Raw genomic sequence first — 15,806 nt, forward strand, 5'->3', positions numbered from 1 at the left:
CCCCGCTTCTTTAGCGGCGCGGTTTTTCTACTTGGCTTCGCCCAGCAGCTTGGCCATCCGTGCGACGCCTTCTTCGAGATCAGCATCACCCAGTGCATATGACATGCGGATATAGCCGGAAGGGCCGAATGCTTCACCTGGCACGACGGCAACTTCTGCCTGTTCCAGGATGAAAGCAGCAAGTTCTGCACTGGTGTTGTTCACTACGCCGCGGATTTCGCGACCCAGCAGGCCTCGAACATCCGAATACGCGTAGAACGCGCCTTCCGGAGTAGGGCAGTGCAGGCCGTCAATCGCGTTCAGTGATTCGACGATGGCCAAGCGGCGACGGTTGAAGGCAACCTTCATGTCGTTCACGGCATCCAGCGGCCCGGCAACAGCAGCCAGGGCGGCTCGCTGCGATACGTTGGAAACGTTCGAGGTGGCGTGGGACTGCAGGTTGGTGGCGGCCTTGATGACATCCAGCGGACCTGCCATCCAACCCACGCGCCAGCCGGTCATTGCGTAGGTCTTTGCCACGCCGTTGAGGATGACAACTCGGTCTTCGAGCTCTGGGACCAAGGTCGCGATGGAGCTGAAAGTTGCATCGCCGTAGGTCAAGTGCTCGTAGATCTCATCGGTAACAACCCACAGCCCCTTGGAAGCAGCCCACTGGCCGATCTCGCGGACCTGCTCCGGGGTGTATACGGCACCGGTGGGGTTCGAAGGAGAAACGAACAGCAGCACCTTGGTGCGTTCGGTCAGTACGGATTCGAGCTGTTCGACGGTAACCTTGTAGCCCTGCTCCGGGCCGGCAAAGACCGATACGGCCTTGCCTCCGGCGAGCTGGATGGCTTCGGGATAGGTGGTCCAGTACGGAGCCGGAACGATGACCTCGTCACCTGGATCAAGCAGGGTTGCGAAGGTGTTGTACACCGCCTGCTTGCCGCCATTGGTGACCAGAACCTGGTTGGCCTTGAGCTCGTAGCCCGAATCGCGCATGGTTTTGGCGGCGATTGCTTCGCGCAGCTCGGGAAGGCCGGCTGCAGGGGAGTAGCGGTGGTTCTTTGGATCCTGGGCCGCCTTGACTGCTGCTTCGACAATGTAGCCAGGGGTTGGGAAGTCGGGTTCACCGGCACCGAAACCGATTACTGGTCGACCTGCTGCTTTAAGAGCCTTCGCCTTGGCATCTACTGCGAGAGTCGCGGATTCGGAAATTGCGCCGATGCGGCGAGAAATGCGAGACATTGGGGATTCGTCCTGAAGTCTATGGGGACAGCTGTTACACCTCAGTTTAGTTCGCAACCTTGCACTTCAGCATCACAATTTTGAAAATGACACAATAAGGTGCGCAACGGGGCGCGGGAATGCGTTCTGCGCCACACCGGAGGTTGTCAGTTCGACATTTCCGATTTCGTTGCGTAAAGTTATTTCTCGTTGCCGAGACATCGCAACGGACGAAGCTGAATGTTTTATCCGCTAAGATGTTCTAGGTGGGAGCGGTAAAAAGCTCCGAAGGGTAGTGGCGCAATTGGTAGCGCAGCGGTCTCCAAAACCGCAGGTTGCAGGTTCGAGTCCTGTCTGCCCTGCGCAATAGCGATTTATCGCTTAGCGAATTATCTCATCACGGTGTGTTGCAGTCGAATAGACTATGGCACACCGTGATTGTTTCAACTGGCCAAATTTTTGAAACGAGGAAGAACATGACCGAATCTGCTCTCAGCTCCGGTAAGGGTGGACAGAAGTTGGGTTTCTTTGCCCGGATCTTCTTGTTTTTCCGCCAGGTAATCGCAGAACTTAAGAAGGTCGTCACCCCGACCCGCAGTGAACTAGTGAATTATTTCCTGGTTGTTGTCGGTTTCGTGGGCGTGGTGATGCTGATCGTGACGGCCCTGGACTTCGTCTTTGGGCAGGGTTCGATCCTCCTGTTCACCAACAAGGTCGAACAGTAATTTTGTTGCCTCGGAGGTATGATTACCCCGAGGCAATTTAGTGTCATTCAGTCAAAGAAAGCAGGAGCTGCAGTGTCCGACAAGGAACTCGAACCGCAGATTAATGACGAGGTCGAAAACGAGTTCGTTGAAGCCGCCGGCGATCAGGTTGAGCCAGCTGTAGAAGCTGACGTCGACCCAACCGAAGCACCAGCACAGGACGCTGAAGACGCTCAGGTAATCGAAGGCGTAGCTGAAGAAGCTGAAGGCGAAGACAACGAAGCCGAAGCTGAAGAAGCCGAGGGCGAAGACAACGAAGCCGACGCTGAAGAAGCCGAGGGCGAAGACAACGTAGCCAAGCTCAAGGAAGAATTCCGCGCTAAGCTCCGTCGTCTTCCAGGTGACTGGTTTGTCATTCACACCTACGCTGGTTACGAAAACCGCGTGAAGGTCAATCTTGAGACCCGTATCCAGACCCAGGACATGGATGAGTTCATCTTCGATATCCAGGTTCCGATGGAAGAGGTCGTCGAGGTCAAGAACACTCAGCGCAAGATCGTTCGCCGCGTGCGCATCCCGGGCTATGTCCTGGTCCGCATGGAGCTGACTGACGCGTCGTGGGGTGTTGTTCGACACACTCCAGGTGTCACTGGATTCGTTGGCAACGCCCACGATCCAAACCCACTGAGCCTTGACGAAGTGTTCTCCATGCTTGAGCACACCATCGTTGATCCAGTAGAGCAGCCATCGGCGTCCAAGCCAGGCCGTGCTCCAATTACTGAGGTCACCGTGGACTTCGAAGTCGGCGAATCGGTTATCGTCAATGACGGACCGTTCGAAACGATGCCCGCAACCATCTCGGAGATCAAGCTGGATGCCGCACAGCTGGTCGTACTGGTTTCGATCTTCGAACGTGAAACCCCAGTGACCCTGAACTTCAACCAGGTCACCAAGATCCAGTAGTATTAAGTCTTCGTGCCCCGCATCGGTCGCTTATCGATGCGAGGGTACGCTTGGCTGTCGCGCCACGATAGCCAGATCCCCGTGCCACGCTCCTGTGCCACGGGAAACGCAAGAGTAAGAAGGACCCGACATGGCCCCAAAGAAAAAGGTCACCGGACTCATCAAGCTGCAGATCCAGGCAGGTGCTGCTAACCCAGCTCCTCCAATCGGTCCAGCCCTTGGTCAGCACGGCGTCAACATCATGGAATTCTGCAAGGCTTACAACGCAGCGACCGAGTCGCAGCGCGGTAACGTTGTTCCAGTTGAGATCACCGTATACGAAGACCGTTCGTTCACTTTCATCACCAAGACTCCTCCTGCAGCTGAGCTGATCAAGAAGGCAGCTGGCATTGCAAAGGGTTCGGGTGTTCCGCACACCGACAAGGTTGCTAACCTGACCCAGGCTCAGGTTGAGGAAATCGCCACCACCAAGATGGCTGACCTGAACGCAAATGACCTGGCTGCTGCAGCCAAGATCATCGCCGGCACCGCCCGCTCCATGGGCGTGACCGTAGAAGGCTAATCCCGCCTTCCGCTGTTCACACGCTGGATAGCACTCAAGAATTCAATCTAAGGCGAAACGGTCATCCGATCGATTCGCCCGTGGCAGGACCCCGCGCGGTCCATATGACCACGACTGCATAAGGAGAAAACGCAGATGGCAAAGCGCAGCAAAGCATACGTAGCCGCCGCGGCTAAGATCGATGCCGACAACAACGTCTACGCTCCAGCCGAGGCAATTGCCCTGGCTAAGGAGACCGCAGGCGATAAGACCAACTCGACCGTTGAGGTTGCTTTCCGCCTGGGTGTTGACCCACGTAAGGCTGACCAGATGGTTCGCGGTACCGTAAACCTTCCACACGGCACTGGCAAGACCGCCCGCGTGGTTGTTTTCGCTAACGGTGACAAGGCAGAAGCAGCTCGCGAAGCTGGCGCCGACTTCGTTGGCTCGGACGACCTGATCGAAAAGATCCAGGGCGGCTGGACCGACTTCGACGCAGCAGTTGCAACCCCTGACCTGATGGGCAAGGTTGGCCGCTTGGGTAAGGTACTGGGTCCTCGTAACCTGATGCCAAACCCTAAGACCGGCACCGTGACCATGGATGTGGCCAAGGCTGTAACCGACATCAAGGGCGGCAAGATCGACTTCCGCGTCGACAAGCACTCGAACCTGCACTTCATCATTGGCAAGGTTTCGTTCGACGCAAAGCAGCTGACCGAGAACTACGCAGCAGCTCTGGAAGAGGTTATGCGCCTGAAGCCTTCGGCTTCGAAGGGTCGCTACATCTCGAAGGCAACCATCGCTACCACCTTCGGTCCAGGTATTCCTGTTGACGCGAACGTAACCCGCGTTGAGGCCTAAGTCTAGTAGCTAACTAGCTTGAGGGAGCATGCCGATAATCGGCATGCTCCCTTCCTTTTTAAGCGAGGAATCTGCGCGATGGCCACGGCTGCTGGAAAGCGTATTCATGTTTCGTACCAGCCTGTAGCCGATGATAAGCTTTGACTACCGAGTATCTCGGTCATCCGCGTATGGATCCCCCAAGGCCCTACGCGGATGAGATACGAAAGTTTCCCCAAAACTTTTGTATCGGCGGGACTTACTACTAGCGTTCCCCAAGCGTTGGTAAATGAGTCCCGCCATTCTAATTTAATTCCCCTAGTGACCAGGATCATGAGATTGGCTCCGGCTTCGATTTGCTGTGGGCTGGAGTGCTCCTATAAACTAGAAATACCGAAGACCGTCGGTCGAGCATTTGGTTTCCAACTGCTCCTAAAGATCCGCAAGGATGACCAACGCAGGTTACATAGATTTTTTTGACTTTGAATAAGTTGAAACGCCCTGTGCTCCTGCGCGGGGCTATTTTTATGGCCTCGCCGGTTTTGAAACGGTACCGAACAAATCCCCGGAAGGAGTGTTATGGCAACCCCAAGCAAGACTGCAGCGATTGAAGAAATCACCGCGGAATTCAATGATTCGTCGGCGGCTGTCTTGACCGAATACCGTGGGCTTACCGTTGCACAGCTCAAGGATCTGCGCCGCTCGCTTGGTCAGGAGACCAAGTACGCAGTCGTAAAGAACACCTTGACCGCAATCGCAGCGAAGAACGCTGGCATCGATGCTTTCGATGAACAGCTTTCTGGTCCAACCGCAATCGCCTTCATTAAGGGCGATGCAGTTGCTGCCGCTAAGAGCCTCACGGAATTCGCCAAGACTAACGAAAAGCTGGTCATCAAGACCGGTTGGTTCGAAGGTAAGGCACTGGACCAGAGCGGCATCGCTGCTTTGGCTGCGCTGGAATCCCGCGAAACTCAGCTCGCCCGCGTTGCAGCAGTGCTGCTGGCTCCAGCTTCCGCTGCTGCCCGCGCTGTCGAGGCTCTGCGTGCAAAGCTCGACGAGAACGGTGGCGAAGCTGCCGAGGAAGCTCCGGCAGAAGCCTAAGCTTTCGAGTTCTCTCGCAACGTAAACCCAAATTCATCGGCCCTCAAGGCCAAAAACCGAAAGGACGCCCACCATGGCGAAGCTCAGCAACGAAGAGCTGCTTTCCGCATTCAAGGAAATGACCATCATCGAACTGTCCGAGTTCGTTAAGGAATTCGAAGAGACCTTCGACGTAACCGCTGCTGCTGTTGCAGTTGCTGGTCCAGCTGCAGGCGGCGAAGCTGCTGCTGAAGAGCAGACCGAATTCGACGTAGTCCTCGAGTCGGCCGGCGACAAGAAGATCGCAGTTATCAAGGAAGTTCGCGCACTGACTTCCCTGGGCCTGAAGGAAGCTAAGGAGCTCGTTGACGCTGCTCCAAAGGCTCTGCTTGAGGGTGTTGCAAAGGACGCTGCCGAGAAGGCTAAGGAAGCTCTGGAAGCTGCCGGCGCTACCGTCACCGTTAAGTAAGTACAGCGGTCACTCGCAACTTATTGCCAAAGGTCCACAGACGAAAGTCTGTGGGCCTTTGGTCGTTAAGCTGGGAAGTCCATAGCAATTGTTTTATAACGTTTCTATTAACAGCGTTTATTCAAGTTCATTGTTTACAGTGAAAATGTGTCAAAAACCGTAGCTACCCAGAACCAGAAACCAGCACCGCGGCTAGGGCTCCTAGACGCATTGAGGATTACAGCTGCGCTAATTGTCGTCCTGTACCACTACACCGCATGGGGACATGATCACTGGGGGAGGCAGGCCGCAGAGTTCTGGCCAGTACTCTCCGAATTCACCCGTTACGGACAGCTGGGTGTACAGCTATTCTTCCTCATCTCGGGCTTCGTTATCCTGATGTCCCTCCAGGGAAAGAACGTCATTGGTTTCATCGGCTCGCGTGTGGGCCGCCTCTACCCGGCCTACTGGCTCGCGGTACTCGCAGCAACAGTACTCTCGCTTGGGATCTGGCCTTCCGGCAACGAGGGACGCTCGGCCAGTGATATTCTGCCCAACCTGAGCATGATGCAGGCTGGATTCGGCGTCACCGATATGGACGGTGTCTATTGGACACTTTGGGTCGAGTTGCGTTTCTACGTGTTGCTCGCAGCGCTCTTGTCCATGGGCTTCGTGAAGAACAAGCACATCCTCTTGCTCTCTGCCATTTGGCCCGCTCTGGGCCTGTATCTGCATTTCACAAGCTTGGACAAGCTGCAGGAATGGATTGCCGGGCAGTATGCGGCCCTGTTCGCAGCCGGCATGGTGCTCTTCTTGATCTATCAAAGCGGCCACAGCATTCTGCGGTGGTCCATGGTCGCAGGCAATACTGCCATCGCCGCATTTTTCACCGGCATCAAGGGGCGCAGTGACGCGGACTTGCTCTCCGGGATGGATATCCCGGCCTGGCATTTCCAGCTGCTGACCGTCCTGTGCGTAGCTCTGCTGGCGGTGTGCACCCTGACTCCGCTCAAGAACGTCCAGGGCAAATGGCTGGCTGTGGCCGGTTCATTGACTTACCCGCTGTACCTCGTGCACCAGTTGTGGGGTTGGTGGCTAATCAACCAGCTGCACGGTTTCGTGAACAAGTACGTGCTGCTGGCCGGTTTGCTGGTGCTGATGCTAGGAATTGCCTACCTGGTGGCACGCTTCGTCGAGCAGCCGCTTGGTCTGCCGCTGCGCAACGCGACGATCAAGGGATTGACCAAGTCGCAGGCCTGGGCCAAGAAGGCATTGGCTAAGCCAGGGCTGGTTATTCCGGAGTCGAAATATCAGCAATCGTGGCATCAAATCCGCTAACCAAATCCTTGGCGCGAACCAGCAGTCCATGGGCTCGGTCCCCGCTGCCCAGTCCTATCTGTTCCGATACGGGCTCTTCGAAGACGCTGGCATCGATGTAGACAGGCAGTACCGTGTGCGAGCCAAAAGGCGTAATGGTTCCGCTCTCGTAGTGCGTGACATCCCAAGAGATATCTGAAGATGGCAGGGAGAGCTTATTGACGCCCATGACTCCGCGCAGCTTCGCCCAGTCAAGTTTCCGCCCGCCGGGGATCAGCGCGAAGACGAAGGTGCCGTCTGTGCGTTTGATAACCAGCGTCTTGAGCAAGGCCGAGGCCGAGATTCCCAAGGCGTCCGCAGCCTCTTCCAGCGAGCGCACCTTGTCGCGCGGCACAATCTCGATTGGGATGTTCCGGCGCGAGGCGTCCAGGGTGACTCGGGTCAGTGCTTCATCTGACTGCAGCTTATTCACTTCGTCTCCTAACCGTGGATGTTTGCTCGATCATAGCTAGTGGCGAAAGAAGAAGCCACCGGACACACCAGGTCGCAAAGGCTGATATCTGCTGGGGGAGCGTGTAGCTTCAAGCCTCCCGGATACCCGGAAAAAATCTCCAAGAACGTTCGCCATGCGGCTGAAGCGGAGAAAAATTGGGGTTTCTGATGCCTGCTGAGGAGAATGTGACAGAAAGCATAACGTTGCCTGATGCCCGGAATCCGGAGACTGCGTTCAGCGGGCCAAGACCTTTGGCAATTCGCAAGAATCCGCGAAAACAAGGGTATCAGTTGGGAAAATGCATGCACTTTTCGGTGCGCGGTACGACCGGGTTGCGCGCTGGCGCGGTGCTTGGAAACCTGAGTGGCAGCCCGCGCGAAAGTGGGGGCGAAAACTATAGCACGAATTTCTGCACCGAGTATCGACAACCGGATTTTCCTCCGGTAGAGTAGAAATTTGCGCCTTGCTGTTTGCGCGCGCGGCCTTCATATAGCGGTGGGTTCGTGCGGACGAAAAAAGAGGAACTGTCCTATGGCAGGAACCTTAGCACGGTAAGCGTTCGGAAACCTGACGGTCTTTGGAAGGATCCATCTTGGTCGCCTCGAGCAACCCTAACAACCAAACCGCTAGTTCGGCTCGCGATGCTGCATACGCTGGCCGACTTTCTTTTGCAAAGATTCACGAACCCCTTGAAGTGCCTAACCTGCTGGCATTGCAGACCGAGAGCTTTGACCGCCTCGTCGGCAACCAGAACTGGGTAGAGCGCCTGGCCAAGGCAGAAGCCGCTGGTGACTTCAGCGTGCCCAACACCTCGGGCCTGGCAGAAATCTTCGAGGAAATCTCCCCAATCGAGGACTTCCAGGACACCATGTCCTTGAGCTTCTCGGATCCGGAGTTCGCTGATCCTAAGTACTCGATCGCAGAGTGCAAGGACCGCGACGCCACCTACGCGGCACCGCTGTATGTCAAGGCCGAATTCATGAACAATGAAACCGGCGAAATCAAGCAGCAGACCGTGTTCATGGGCGATTTCCCGCTGATGAGCGAAAAGGGCACCTTCATCATCAACGGCACCGAGCGTGTCGTTGTGTCCCAGCTGGTTCGCTCCCCAGGTGCGTACTTCGAGTCCACGCCGGACAAGACCAGTGACAAGACGATCTTCTCGGCACGTATCATCCCATCGCGTGGTGCATGGTTCGAGCTGGAAATCGACAAGCGCGACCAGATCGGCGTACGCCTTGATCGCAAGCGCAAGCAGTCGGTCACCGTCTTGCTCAAGGCCCTTGGCTGGAGCGAAGAGCAGATCCTGTCCGAGTTCGGCCAGTACGATTCGATGCGCGCAACCTTGGAAAAGGACAGCATCAAGGATCAGAACGAAGCCTTGCTGGACATCTACCGCAAGCTGCGTCCAGGCGAGCCTCCTACGGTTGAGGCCGCCCAGGCACTGCTGAAGAACATGTACTTCGAGCCTAAGCGCTACGACCTGGCAAAGGTTGGCCGCTACAAGATCAACCGCAAGCTGGGCGTGGAGACTCCGGTCAACGCCGAGAACGCTTCGGTGCTCTCGCTGGACGACCTGGTAGCGATGATCCGCTACCTCGTTGCGCTGCACGCAGGCGAGAAGACTGTTCAGGGCACCCGCAAGGGCGAGATCGTTGACGTTCCTGTCAACGTCGACGACATCGACCACTTCGGCAACCGCCGCATCCGCGCCGTGGGCGAACTGATCGAGAACCAGGTCCGCACCGGCCTGTCCCGCATGGAGCGTGTTGTGCGCGAGCGCATGACCACCCAGGACGTCGAGGCGATCACCCCGCAGACCCTGATCAACATCCGCCCTGTTGTGGCTGCCATCAAGGAGTTCTTCGGAACCTCGCAGCTTTCGCAGTTCATGGACCAGAACAACCCGCTGGCCGGCCTGACCCACAAGCGCCGCTTGTCGGCTCTGGGCCCAGGCGGCCTGTCCCGTGACCGCGCAGGCATGGAAGTACGAGACGTCCACCCGTCCCACTACGGACGCATGTGCCCAATTGAAACCCCTGAAGGCCCGAACATCGGCCTGATCGGTTCGTTGGCTACCTACGGACGCATCAACTCCTTCGGCTTCATCGAAACCCCGTACCGCCGCGTCGCCAATGGCGTCGTGTCCAACGAGGTCGACTACCTGACCGCCGATGACGAGCTGCAGCACTACATCGCACAGGCCAACGCGCCACTGGATGAGAACGGCCGCTTCGTTGAAGAGACCGTTCTGGTTCGCGAAAAGGGCGGTGGCGGCGAGCCTGTTATCGTCGATTCCGCTGAAGTGACCTTCATGGACGTTTCGCCGCGCCAGATGGTTTCGGTGGCAACCGCGCTGATTCCATTCCTCGAGCACGACGATGCCAACCGCGCACTGATGGGCGCCAACATGCAGCGCCAGGCTGTGCCGCTGCTGAAGTCCGAGCGTCCGCTGGTTGGTACCGGCATGGAGAAGTTCGCCGCGGTTGACGCCGGCGACTCCGTTGTCGCCGCCAAGCCAGGCGTGGTCACCGAGGTATCTGCTGACCTGGTTGTCGTCATGAACGATGACGGCACCGAGTCGATGTACCCGATCATGAAGTTCGCCCGCTCGAACCAGGGCAACGCCTACAACCAGCGCGTTCGCGTGTCTGAAGGCGACCGCCTGGAGTACCAGTCGATCATCGCTGACGGTCCTTCGACCGACTCCGGCGAGCTCTCGCTGGGCAAGAACCTGCTCGTGGCATTCATGTCCTGGGAAGGCTACAATTACGAGGATGCGATCATCCTCTCCCAGCGCATGATCTTCGACGACGTGCTCACCTCGATTCACATCGAAGAGCACGAAGTCGACGCTCGCGACACCAAGCTCGGTGCCGAGGAAATCACCCGCGACATCCCGAATGTCTCGGAAGATATCCTCTCCCAGCTCGATGACCGCGGCATCGTCTACATCGGTGCCGAGGTCGAGGCCGGAGACGTGCTGGTGGGCCGTGTCACCCCTAAGGGCGAGACCGAGCTGACCCCGGAAGAGCGCCTGCTGCGTGCCATCTTCGGTGAGAAGTCGCGCGAAGTGCGCGACACCTCGCTGAAGGTTCCGCACGGCGAGTCCGGCACCGTCATTGGTGTTCGCATCTTCGACCGCGACAACGACGATGACCTTTCCCCTGGTGTCAACCAGCTGGTCCGCGTCTACGTTGCCCAGAAGCGCAAGATCTCGATCGGCGACAAGCTCGCAGGTCGCCACGGTAACAAGGGTGTCATCTCGCGCATCATGCCGCTGGAAGACATGCCATTCCTGGAAGACGGCACCCCGCTGGATGTCATCCTGAACCCGCTGGGTGTGCCAGGTCGTATGAACGTCGGCCAGGTTATGGAAATCCACCTGGGTTGGGCTGCCAAGCAGGGCTGGAAGATCGAAGGCGAGCCTGAATGGGTCCGCGATCTGCCGAACCTGCCACGCGAGTCCGGTTCCACCACCGTGGCAACCCCGGTCTTCGATGGCGCTTCCGAAGAGGAAATCCGCGGCATCCTGGATTCGACCAGCAAGACCCGTGACGGTGTGCGCCTGATTGGCAACTCCGGCAAGGCGAAGCTGTTCGACGGCCGCTCCGGCGACCCGCTGCCGGATCCGGTTTCCGTGGGCTACATGTACATCTTGAAGCTCCACCACCTGGTGGACGACAAGATCCACGCCCGTTCCACCGGTCCATACTCCATGATCACCCAGCAGCCACTGGGCGGTAAGGCCCAGTTCGGTGGCCAGCGCTTCGGCGAGATGGAAGTTTGGGCACTGGAAGCATACGGTGCCGCTTACACGCTGCAGGAAATCCTGACCATCAAGTCGGATGATATCCACGGCCGCGTGAAGGTCTACGAAGCTATCGTCAAGGGCGAGAACGTTCCAGAGCCTGGTGTTCCAGAATCGTTCAAGGTGCTCATCAAGGAAATGCAGTCGCTGTGCTTGAACGTCGAGGTACTCGGTACCGACGGCAACACTATCGAAATGCGTGAGTCGGACGAGGAATCGTTCCGCGCCGCTGAAGAGCTGGGCATCGACCTTTCACGGTCGGAGCCGAACTCCGTAGAGGAAGTGTAATCTGGCGCCCTGCCTGCAGGACCTGCAGGCAGCGGCGGCAAATTCCCACCCTCATTCGTATCGACTTCAGACACCACAGAAGAGAGAAAAGGACCATATGTCCAGCGATTCCTCATTCGGCCTCATGCGAATCAACCTTGCCACCGCGGATGAAATCCGTGGATGGAGCTACGGCGAGGTCAAGAAGCCGGAAACCATTAACTACCGCACCCTGAAGCCGGAGAAGGACGGTCTTTTCTGCGAAAAGATCTTCGGCCCTTCCCGCGACTGGGAATGCTACTGCGGCAAGTACAAGCGCGTGCGCTTCAAGGGCATCATCTGCGAGCGTTGCGGCGTCGAGGTGACCCGCGCGAACGTACGCCGTGAGCGCATGGGCCACATCGAGCTGGCAGCTCCTGTGACCCACATCTGGTACTTCAAGGGCGTTCCATCGCGCTTGGGCTACCTGCTCGATCTGGCTCCGAAGGACCTCGAAAAGGTCATCTACTTCGCTGCCTACATGATCACCGGTGTCGACGAAGCACGCCGCCACGCCGAAATGCCTAACCTGCAGGCCCAGCACGACCTGGAACTGCGCAACCTTGCGAACAACTCGGAAGCTGACAAGAAGGCTGTTGCAGCCGACCTGGAAGCCGAGCTGGAGCGCATGGAAGCTGACGGCGCCAAGAATGCCGAGCTGAACAAGGCCCGCACCTTGGCCGAGAAGACTGTTCTGCAGATCGACAAGCGCGCCAAGGCCGAAGCCGAGCGCCTGCGTGCGGTCTGGGAGCGCTTCAAGAACCTGAAGGTCGCCGACCTCGAAGGCGACGAAGGCCTGTACCGCACCATGCGTGAGAAGTACGGACTGTTCTTCGAAGGCTCCATGGGTGCAGAAGCTATCCAGAAGCGCCTTGAGAACTTCGATCTGGCGGCTGAAGCTGAAGAGCTGAAGACCATCATCGAAAACGGCAAGGGCCAGAAGAAGGCTCGTGCGCTCAAGCGCCTGAAGGTCGTCAACGCGTTCCTCGTCAACGGCAACTCGCCTAAGGGCATGGTGCTTGACGCCGTTCCGGTGATCCCGCCAGAACTGCGCCCGATGGTCCAGCTCGACGGTGGCCGTTTCGCTACCTCGGATCTGAACGACCTGTACCGCCGCGTGATCAACCGCAACAACCGCCTCAAGCGCCTGCTTGATCTCGGTGCGCCAGAGATCATCGTGAACAACGAAAAGCGCATGATGCAGGAAGCTGTTGACTCGCTGTTCGATAACGGCCGTCGTGGCCGTCCGGTGACCGGGCCAGGCAACCGCCCGCTGAAGTCCCTGAGCGACATGCTCAAGGGCAAGCAGGGTCGTTTCCGCCAGAACCTGCTGGGCAAGCGCGTTGACTACTCGGGCCGTTCGGTCATCGTTGTCGGCCCGCAGCTGAAGCTGCACCAGTGCGGTCTGCCAAAGCAGATGGCCCTGGAGCTGTTCAAGCCTTTCGTGATGAAGCGCCTGGTTGACCTCAACCACGCACAGAACATCAAGTCGGCTAAGCGCATGGTCGAGCGTTACCGCCCGCAGGTTTGGGATGTTCTCGAAGAGATCATCACCGAGCACCCGGTACTGCTCAACCGTGCACCTACCCTGCACCGCTTGGGTATCCAGGCCTTCGAACCACAGCTGATCGAAGGCAAGGCCCTGCAGCTGCACCCATTGGTTTGCGGCGCGTTCAACGCTGACTTCGACGGTGACCAGATGGCAGTCCACCTGCCGCTGAGCCCAGAAGCACAGGCTGAAGCCCGTATCTTGATGCTGTCCTCGCACAACATCTTGAAGCCTTCCGATGGCCGCCCAGTGGCACAGCCTTCGCAGGATATGATCATCGGCTTGCACCACTTGACCACCAAGCGTGCAACCGAAAAGGGCGCCGGCCGCGTGTTCGCTACCGTATCCGAGGCCATCATGGCCAAGGATCTGGGCGAACTGCACCTGAACGCACCGATCAAGGTCCGCGTGGAGAACTTCGTTCCTTCCGCAGACCAGCCAGCCCCTGAGGGCTGGGAGCCAGGTACCCCGGCATTGCTGGATACCTCGCTTGGCCAGGTGCTGTTCAACGACACCCTGCCTGCGGACTACCCATGGGTAGCCACCGTAGCGGGCAAGGATGCGCTCTCGGAGATCGTCAACGATCTGGCAGAGCGCTACCCGAAGATCATTGCCGCAGCTACCCTGGATAACCTGAAGGACGCCGGTTTCTACTGGTCGACCCGCTCGGGTGTCACCGTGGCGATCTCGGACATCACCTCGAACATGGATAAGGCAGCCATCTTGGCTCCTTACGAGGTGAAGGCCGCCAAGGTCCAGGCTTCCTACGACAAGGGCCTGATTGCAGATACCGAGCGCCGCCAGGACCTGATCGACATCTGGACCAAGGCTACCGACGAGGTTGCCGAGGCGATGAAGAACGGCATGGAAGAGCTGAACACCATTAACCGAATGGTGACTTCCAAGGCTCGTGGTAACTACCTGCAATTGCGTCAGATCGCGGGTATCCGTGGTCTGGTGTCCAACCCTAAGGGTGAAATTATTCCTCGCCCGATCAAGTCTTCCTACCGTGAAGGCCTGTCGGTTCTGGAGTACTTCATCGCGACCCACGGTGCCCGTAAGGGCCTGGCGGATACCGCGCTGAAGACCGCTAACTCGGGTTACCTGACCCGTCGTCTGGTGGACGTTTCGCAGGATGTTATCGTTCGCGAAGAGGACTGCGGCACCAAGCGCGGCTTGACCGTTGCCATTGCAGATAACTCTGCCGGCATCCGCGTCAAGCACGAGACCGTGGAGAACTCGGCGTACACCCGTACGCTGGCTACCGACGTCAAGAACGCTGAAGGCACCGTGCTGGCTACCGCCGGTTCGGATGTCGGCGACGTGCTGATCGACGAGCTGTACGCTGCAGGCGTGGATGAAATCCGCGTTCGCTCCGTGCTGACCTGCGACTCGGCTGTTGGAACCTGTGCTCTGTGCTACGGCCGTTCGCTGGCCAGCGGCAAGACCGTGGACATCGGCGAGGCTGTTGGCATTATCGCCGCGCAGTCCATCGGCGAGCCTGGTACCCAGCTGACCATGCGTACCTTCCACACCGGTGGTGTAGCGTCGGCTGACGATATCACCCAGGGTCTGCCTCGTATCCAGGAACTGTTCGAAGCCCGTACCCCTAAGGGTGTGGCTCCGATGTCCGAGGTTGCCGGTCGCGTGTCGATCGAAGACGACGAGAAGCAGCTGCGTGTTGTAGTTACTCCAGACAACGGCGACGAGAAGCAGGCCTACCCGGTTCTGCGCCGTGCTCGCCTGTTGGTTGAAGAGGGCGAAAGCATCGTTGCCGGCACCCAGCTCACCAGCGGTACCTTGGATCCGAAGCAGGTTCTTCGAGTCCTCGGGCCACGTGAGGCACAGAAGTTCCTGGTCCGCGAGGTCCAGGATGTGTACCAGTCCCAGGGTGTAGGCATCCACGATAAGCACGTGGAAGTCATCGTCCGCCAGATGCTGCGCCGTGTCACCGTCATCGAGTCCGGCGAGACCGACTTGCTGCCAGGCGAGTTGGCCGATCGTTCGCGCTTCACCGCTGCGAACCGCAAGGCCGTTTCGGAAGGCCAGCGTCCAGCTGCCGGCCGTGACGAGCTGATGGGCATCACCAAGGCATCGCTGGCCACCGATTCGTGGCTGTCGGCTGCTTCCTTCCAGGAAACCACTCGCGTCCTGACCCAGGCTGCGATGGAAGGCAAGGAAGATCCACTGCGCGGTCTGAAGGAAAACGTGATCATCGGTAAGCTGATCCCGGCCGGTACCGGTCTGGATCGCTACACCCAGGTCAACGTCGAGCCAACCGATGAAGCAAAGGCAACTTTGTTCACCGGCACCTCGGCCTTCTCTTCGGGCCTGTACGACGATGCGCTGGAAGGCGGGCTGTCGCCTGAATTCCGTGCCATCTCGATGGACGACTACGACCACGGCTCGGACTTCCGCTAAACCGGAAGCACTGTCACCGTAAGGTAGTTTGACCCAATGCCTGCCCGCACACTGTGCGGGCAGGCATTGGGCGTTTAACCGTCACGGGGTGAAAATAGTAGTCGACGAATCCACTGGGAGATTTAGG

At 58.1% G+C, this 15,806-nt stretch carries 11 protein-coding genes and 1 tRNA gene; 10 read left to right on the forward strand and 2 right to left on the reverse strand.

The annotated features are described in order from the left end of the window. Positions 1-27 precede the first annotated feature (27 nt). Positions 28-1,227: a pyridoxal phosphate-dependent aminotransferase gene (locus tag ACNPM8_RS06320; RefSeq protein WP_105661541.1), complete on the reverse strand. Its 1,200-nt coding sequence runs from the start codon at positions 1,225-1,227 to the stop codon at positions 28-30. A gap of 268 nt (positions 1,228-1,495) precedes the next feature. Here ACNPM8_RS06320 and ACNPM8_RS06325 point away from each other — a divergent pair. The 8 genes from ACNPM8_RS06325 to ACNPM8_RS06360 all read left to right on the forward strand — a co-directional run bounded on the left by ACNPM8_RS06325 (position 1,496) and on the right by ACNPM8_RS06360 (position 7,120). After that, positions 1,496-1,568: transfer RNA gene (locus ACNPM8_RS06325), tRNA-Trp, on the forward strand. 114 nt (positions 1,569-1,682) lie between these two features. Further along, a complete protein-coding gene (gene secE / locus ACNPM8_RS06330; RefSeq protein WP_448939470.1) occupies positions 1,683-1,931 on the forward strand; it encodes a preprotein translocase subunit SecE in 249 nt (82 codons plus the stop codon). Between the two features lie 72 nt (positions 1,932-2,003). After that, on the forward strand, positions 2,004-2,873 hold the full coding sequence (gene nusG / locus ACNPM8_RS06335; protein ID WP_448939471.1) for a transcription termination/antitermination protein NusG: 870 nt from the start codon (positions 2,004-2,006) through the stop codon (positions 2,871-2,873). 130 nt (positions 2,874-3,003) lie between these two features. Next, entirely contained in the window at positions 3,004-3,435 is a 432-nt protein-coding gene (gene rplK, locus ACNPM8_RS06340) for a 50S ribosomal protein L11 (RefSeq protein ID WP_105657674.1), read from the forward strand. A 135-nt stretch (positions 3,436-3,570) separates the two neighbouring features. Then, complete coding sequence (gene rplA / locus ACNPM8_RS06345) at positions 3,571-4,275, forward strand: 50S ribosomal protein L1 (protein WP_105661540.1); 705 nt, start codon at positions 3,571-3,573, stop codon at positions 4,273-4,275. A 558-nt stretch (positions 4,276-4,833) separates the two neighbouring features. Then, complete coding sequence (gene rplJ, locus ACNPM8_RS06350; protein WP_105657672.1) at positions 4,834-5,355, forward strand: 50S ribosomal protein L10; 522 nt, start codon at positions 4,834-4,836, stop codon at positions 5,353-5,355. 73 nt (positions 5,356-5,428) lie between these two features. Then, positions 5,429-5,803, forward strand: a complete 375-nt coding sequence (gene rplL, locus ACNPM8_RS06355) for a 50S ribosomal protein L7/L12 (protein ID WP_105657671.1) — start codon at positions 5,429-5,431, stop codon at positions 5,801-5,803. A 147-nt stretch (positions 5,804-5,950) separates the two neighbouring features. Continuing rightward, entirely contained in the window at positions 5,951-7,120 is a 1,170-nt protein-coding gene (locus ACNPM8_RS06360; RefSeq protein WP_448939472.1) for an acyltransferase family protein, read from the forward strand. On the opposite strand, the gene ACNPM8_RS06365 is transcribed toward ACNPM8_RS06360, so the two are convergent. After that, positions 7,074-7,571 carry an aminoacyl-tRNA deacylase gene (locus tag ACNPM8_RS06365; protein ID WP_448939473.1) on the reverse strand — a complete coding sequence of 166 codons (498 nt, stop codon included), beginning with the start codon at positions 7,569-7,571 and terminating at the stop codon, positions 7,074-7,076. The genes ACNPM8_RS06360 and ACNPM8_RS06365 overlap by 47 nt on opposite strands. Positions 7,572-8,184: 613 nt before the next feature. On the opposite strand from ACNPM8_RS06365, the gene rpoB reads away from it, so the two are divergent. Beyond that, the gene (gene rpoB, locus ACNPM8_RS06370) at positions 8,185-11,691 is read left to right on the forward strand and encodes a DNA-directed RNA polymerase subunit beta (RefSeq protein WP_105657689.1); all 3,507 of its coding nucleotides are present in this window, start codon (positions 8,185-8,187) and stop codon (positions 11,689-11,691) included. A gap of 97 nt (positions 11,692-11,788) precedes the next feature. After that, complete coding sequence (locus ACNPM8_RS06375) at positions 11,789-15,679, forward strand: DNA-directed RNA polymerase subunit beta' (protein ID WP_105657668.1); 3,891 nt, start codon at positions 11,789-11,791, stop codon at positions 15,677-15,679. Positions 15,680-15,806 lie beyond the last annotated feature (127 nt).

This window comes from Glutamicibacter sp. AGC46, from assembly GCF_053543715.1.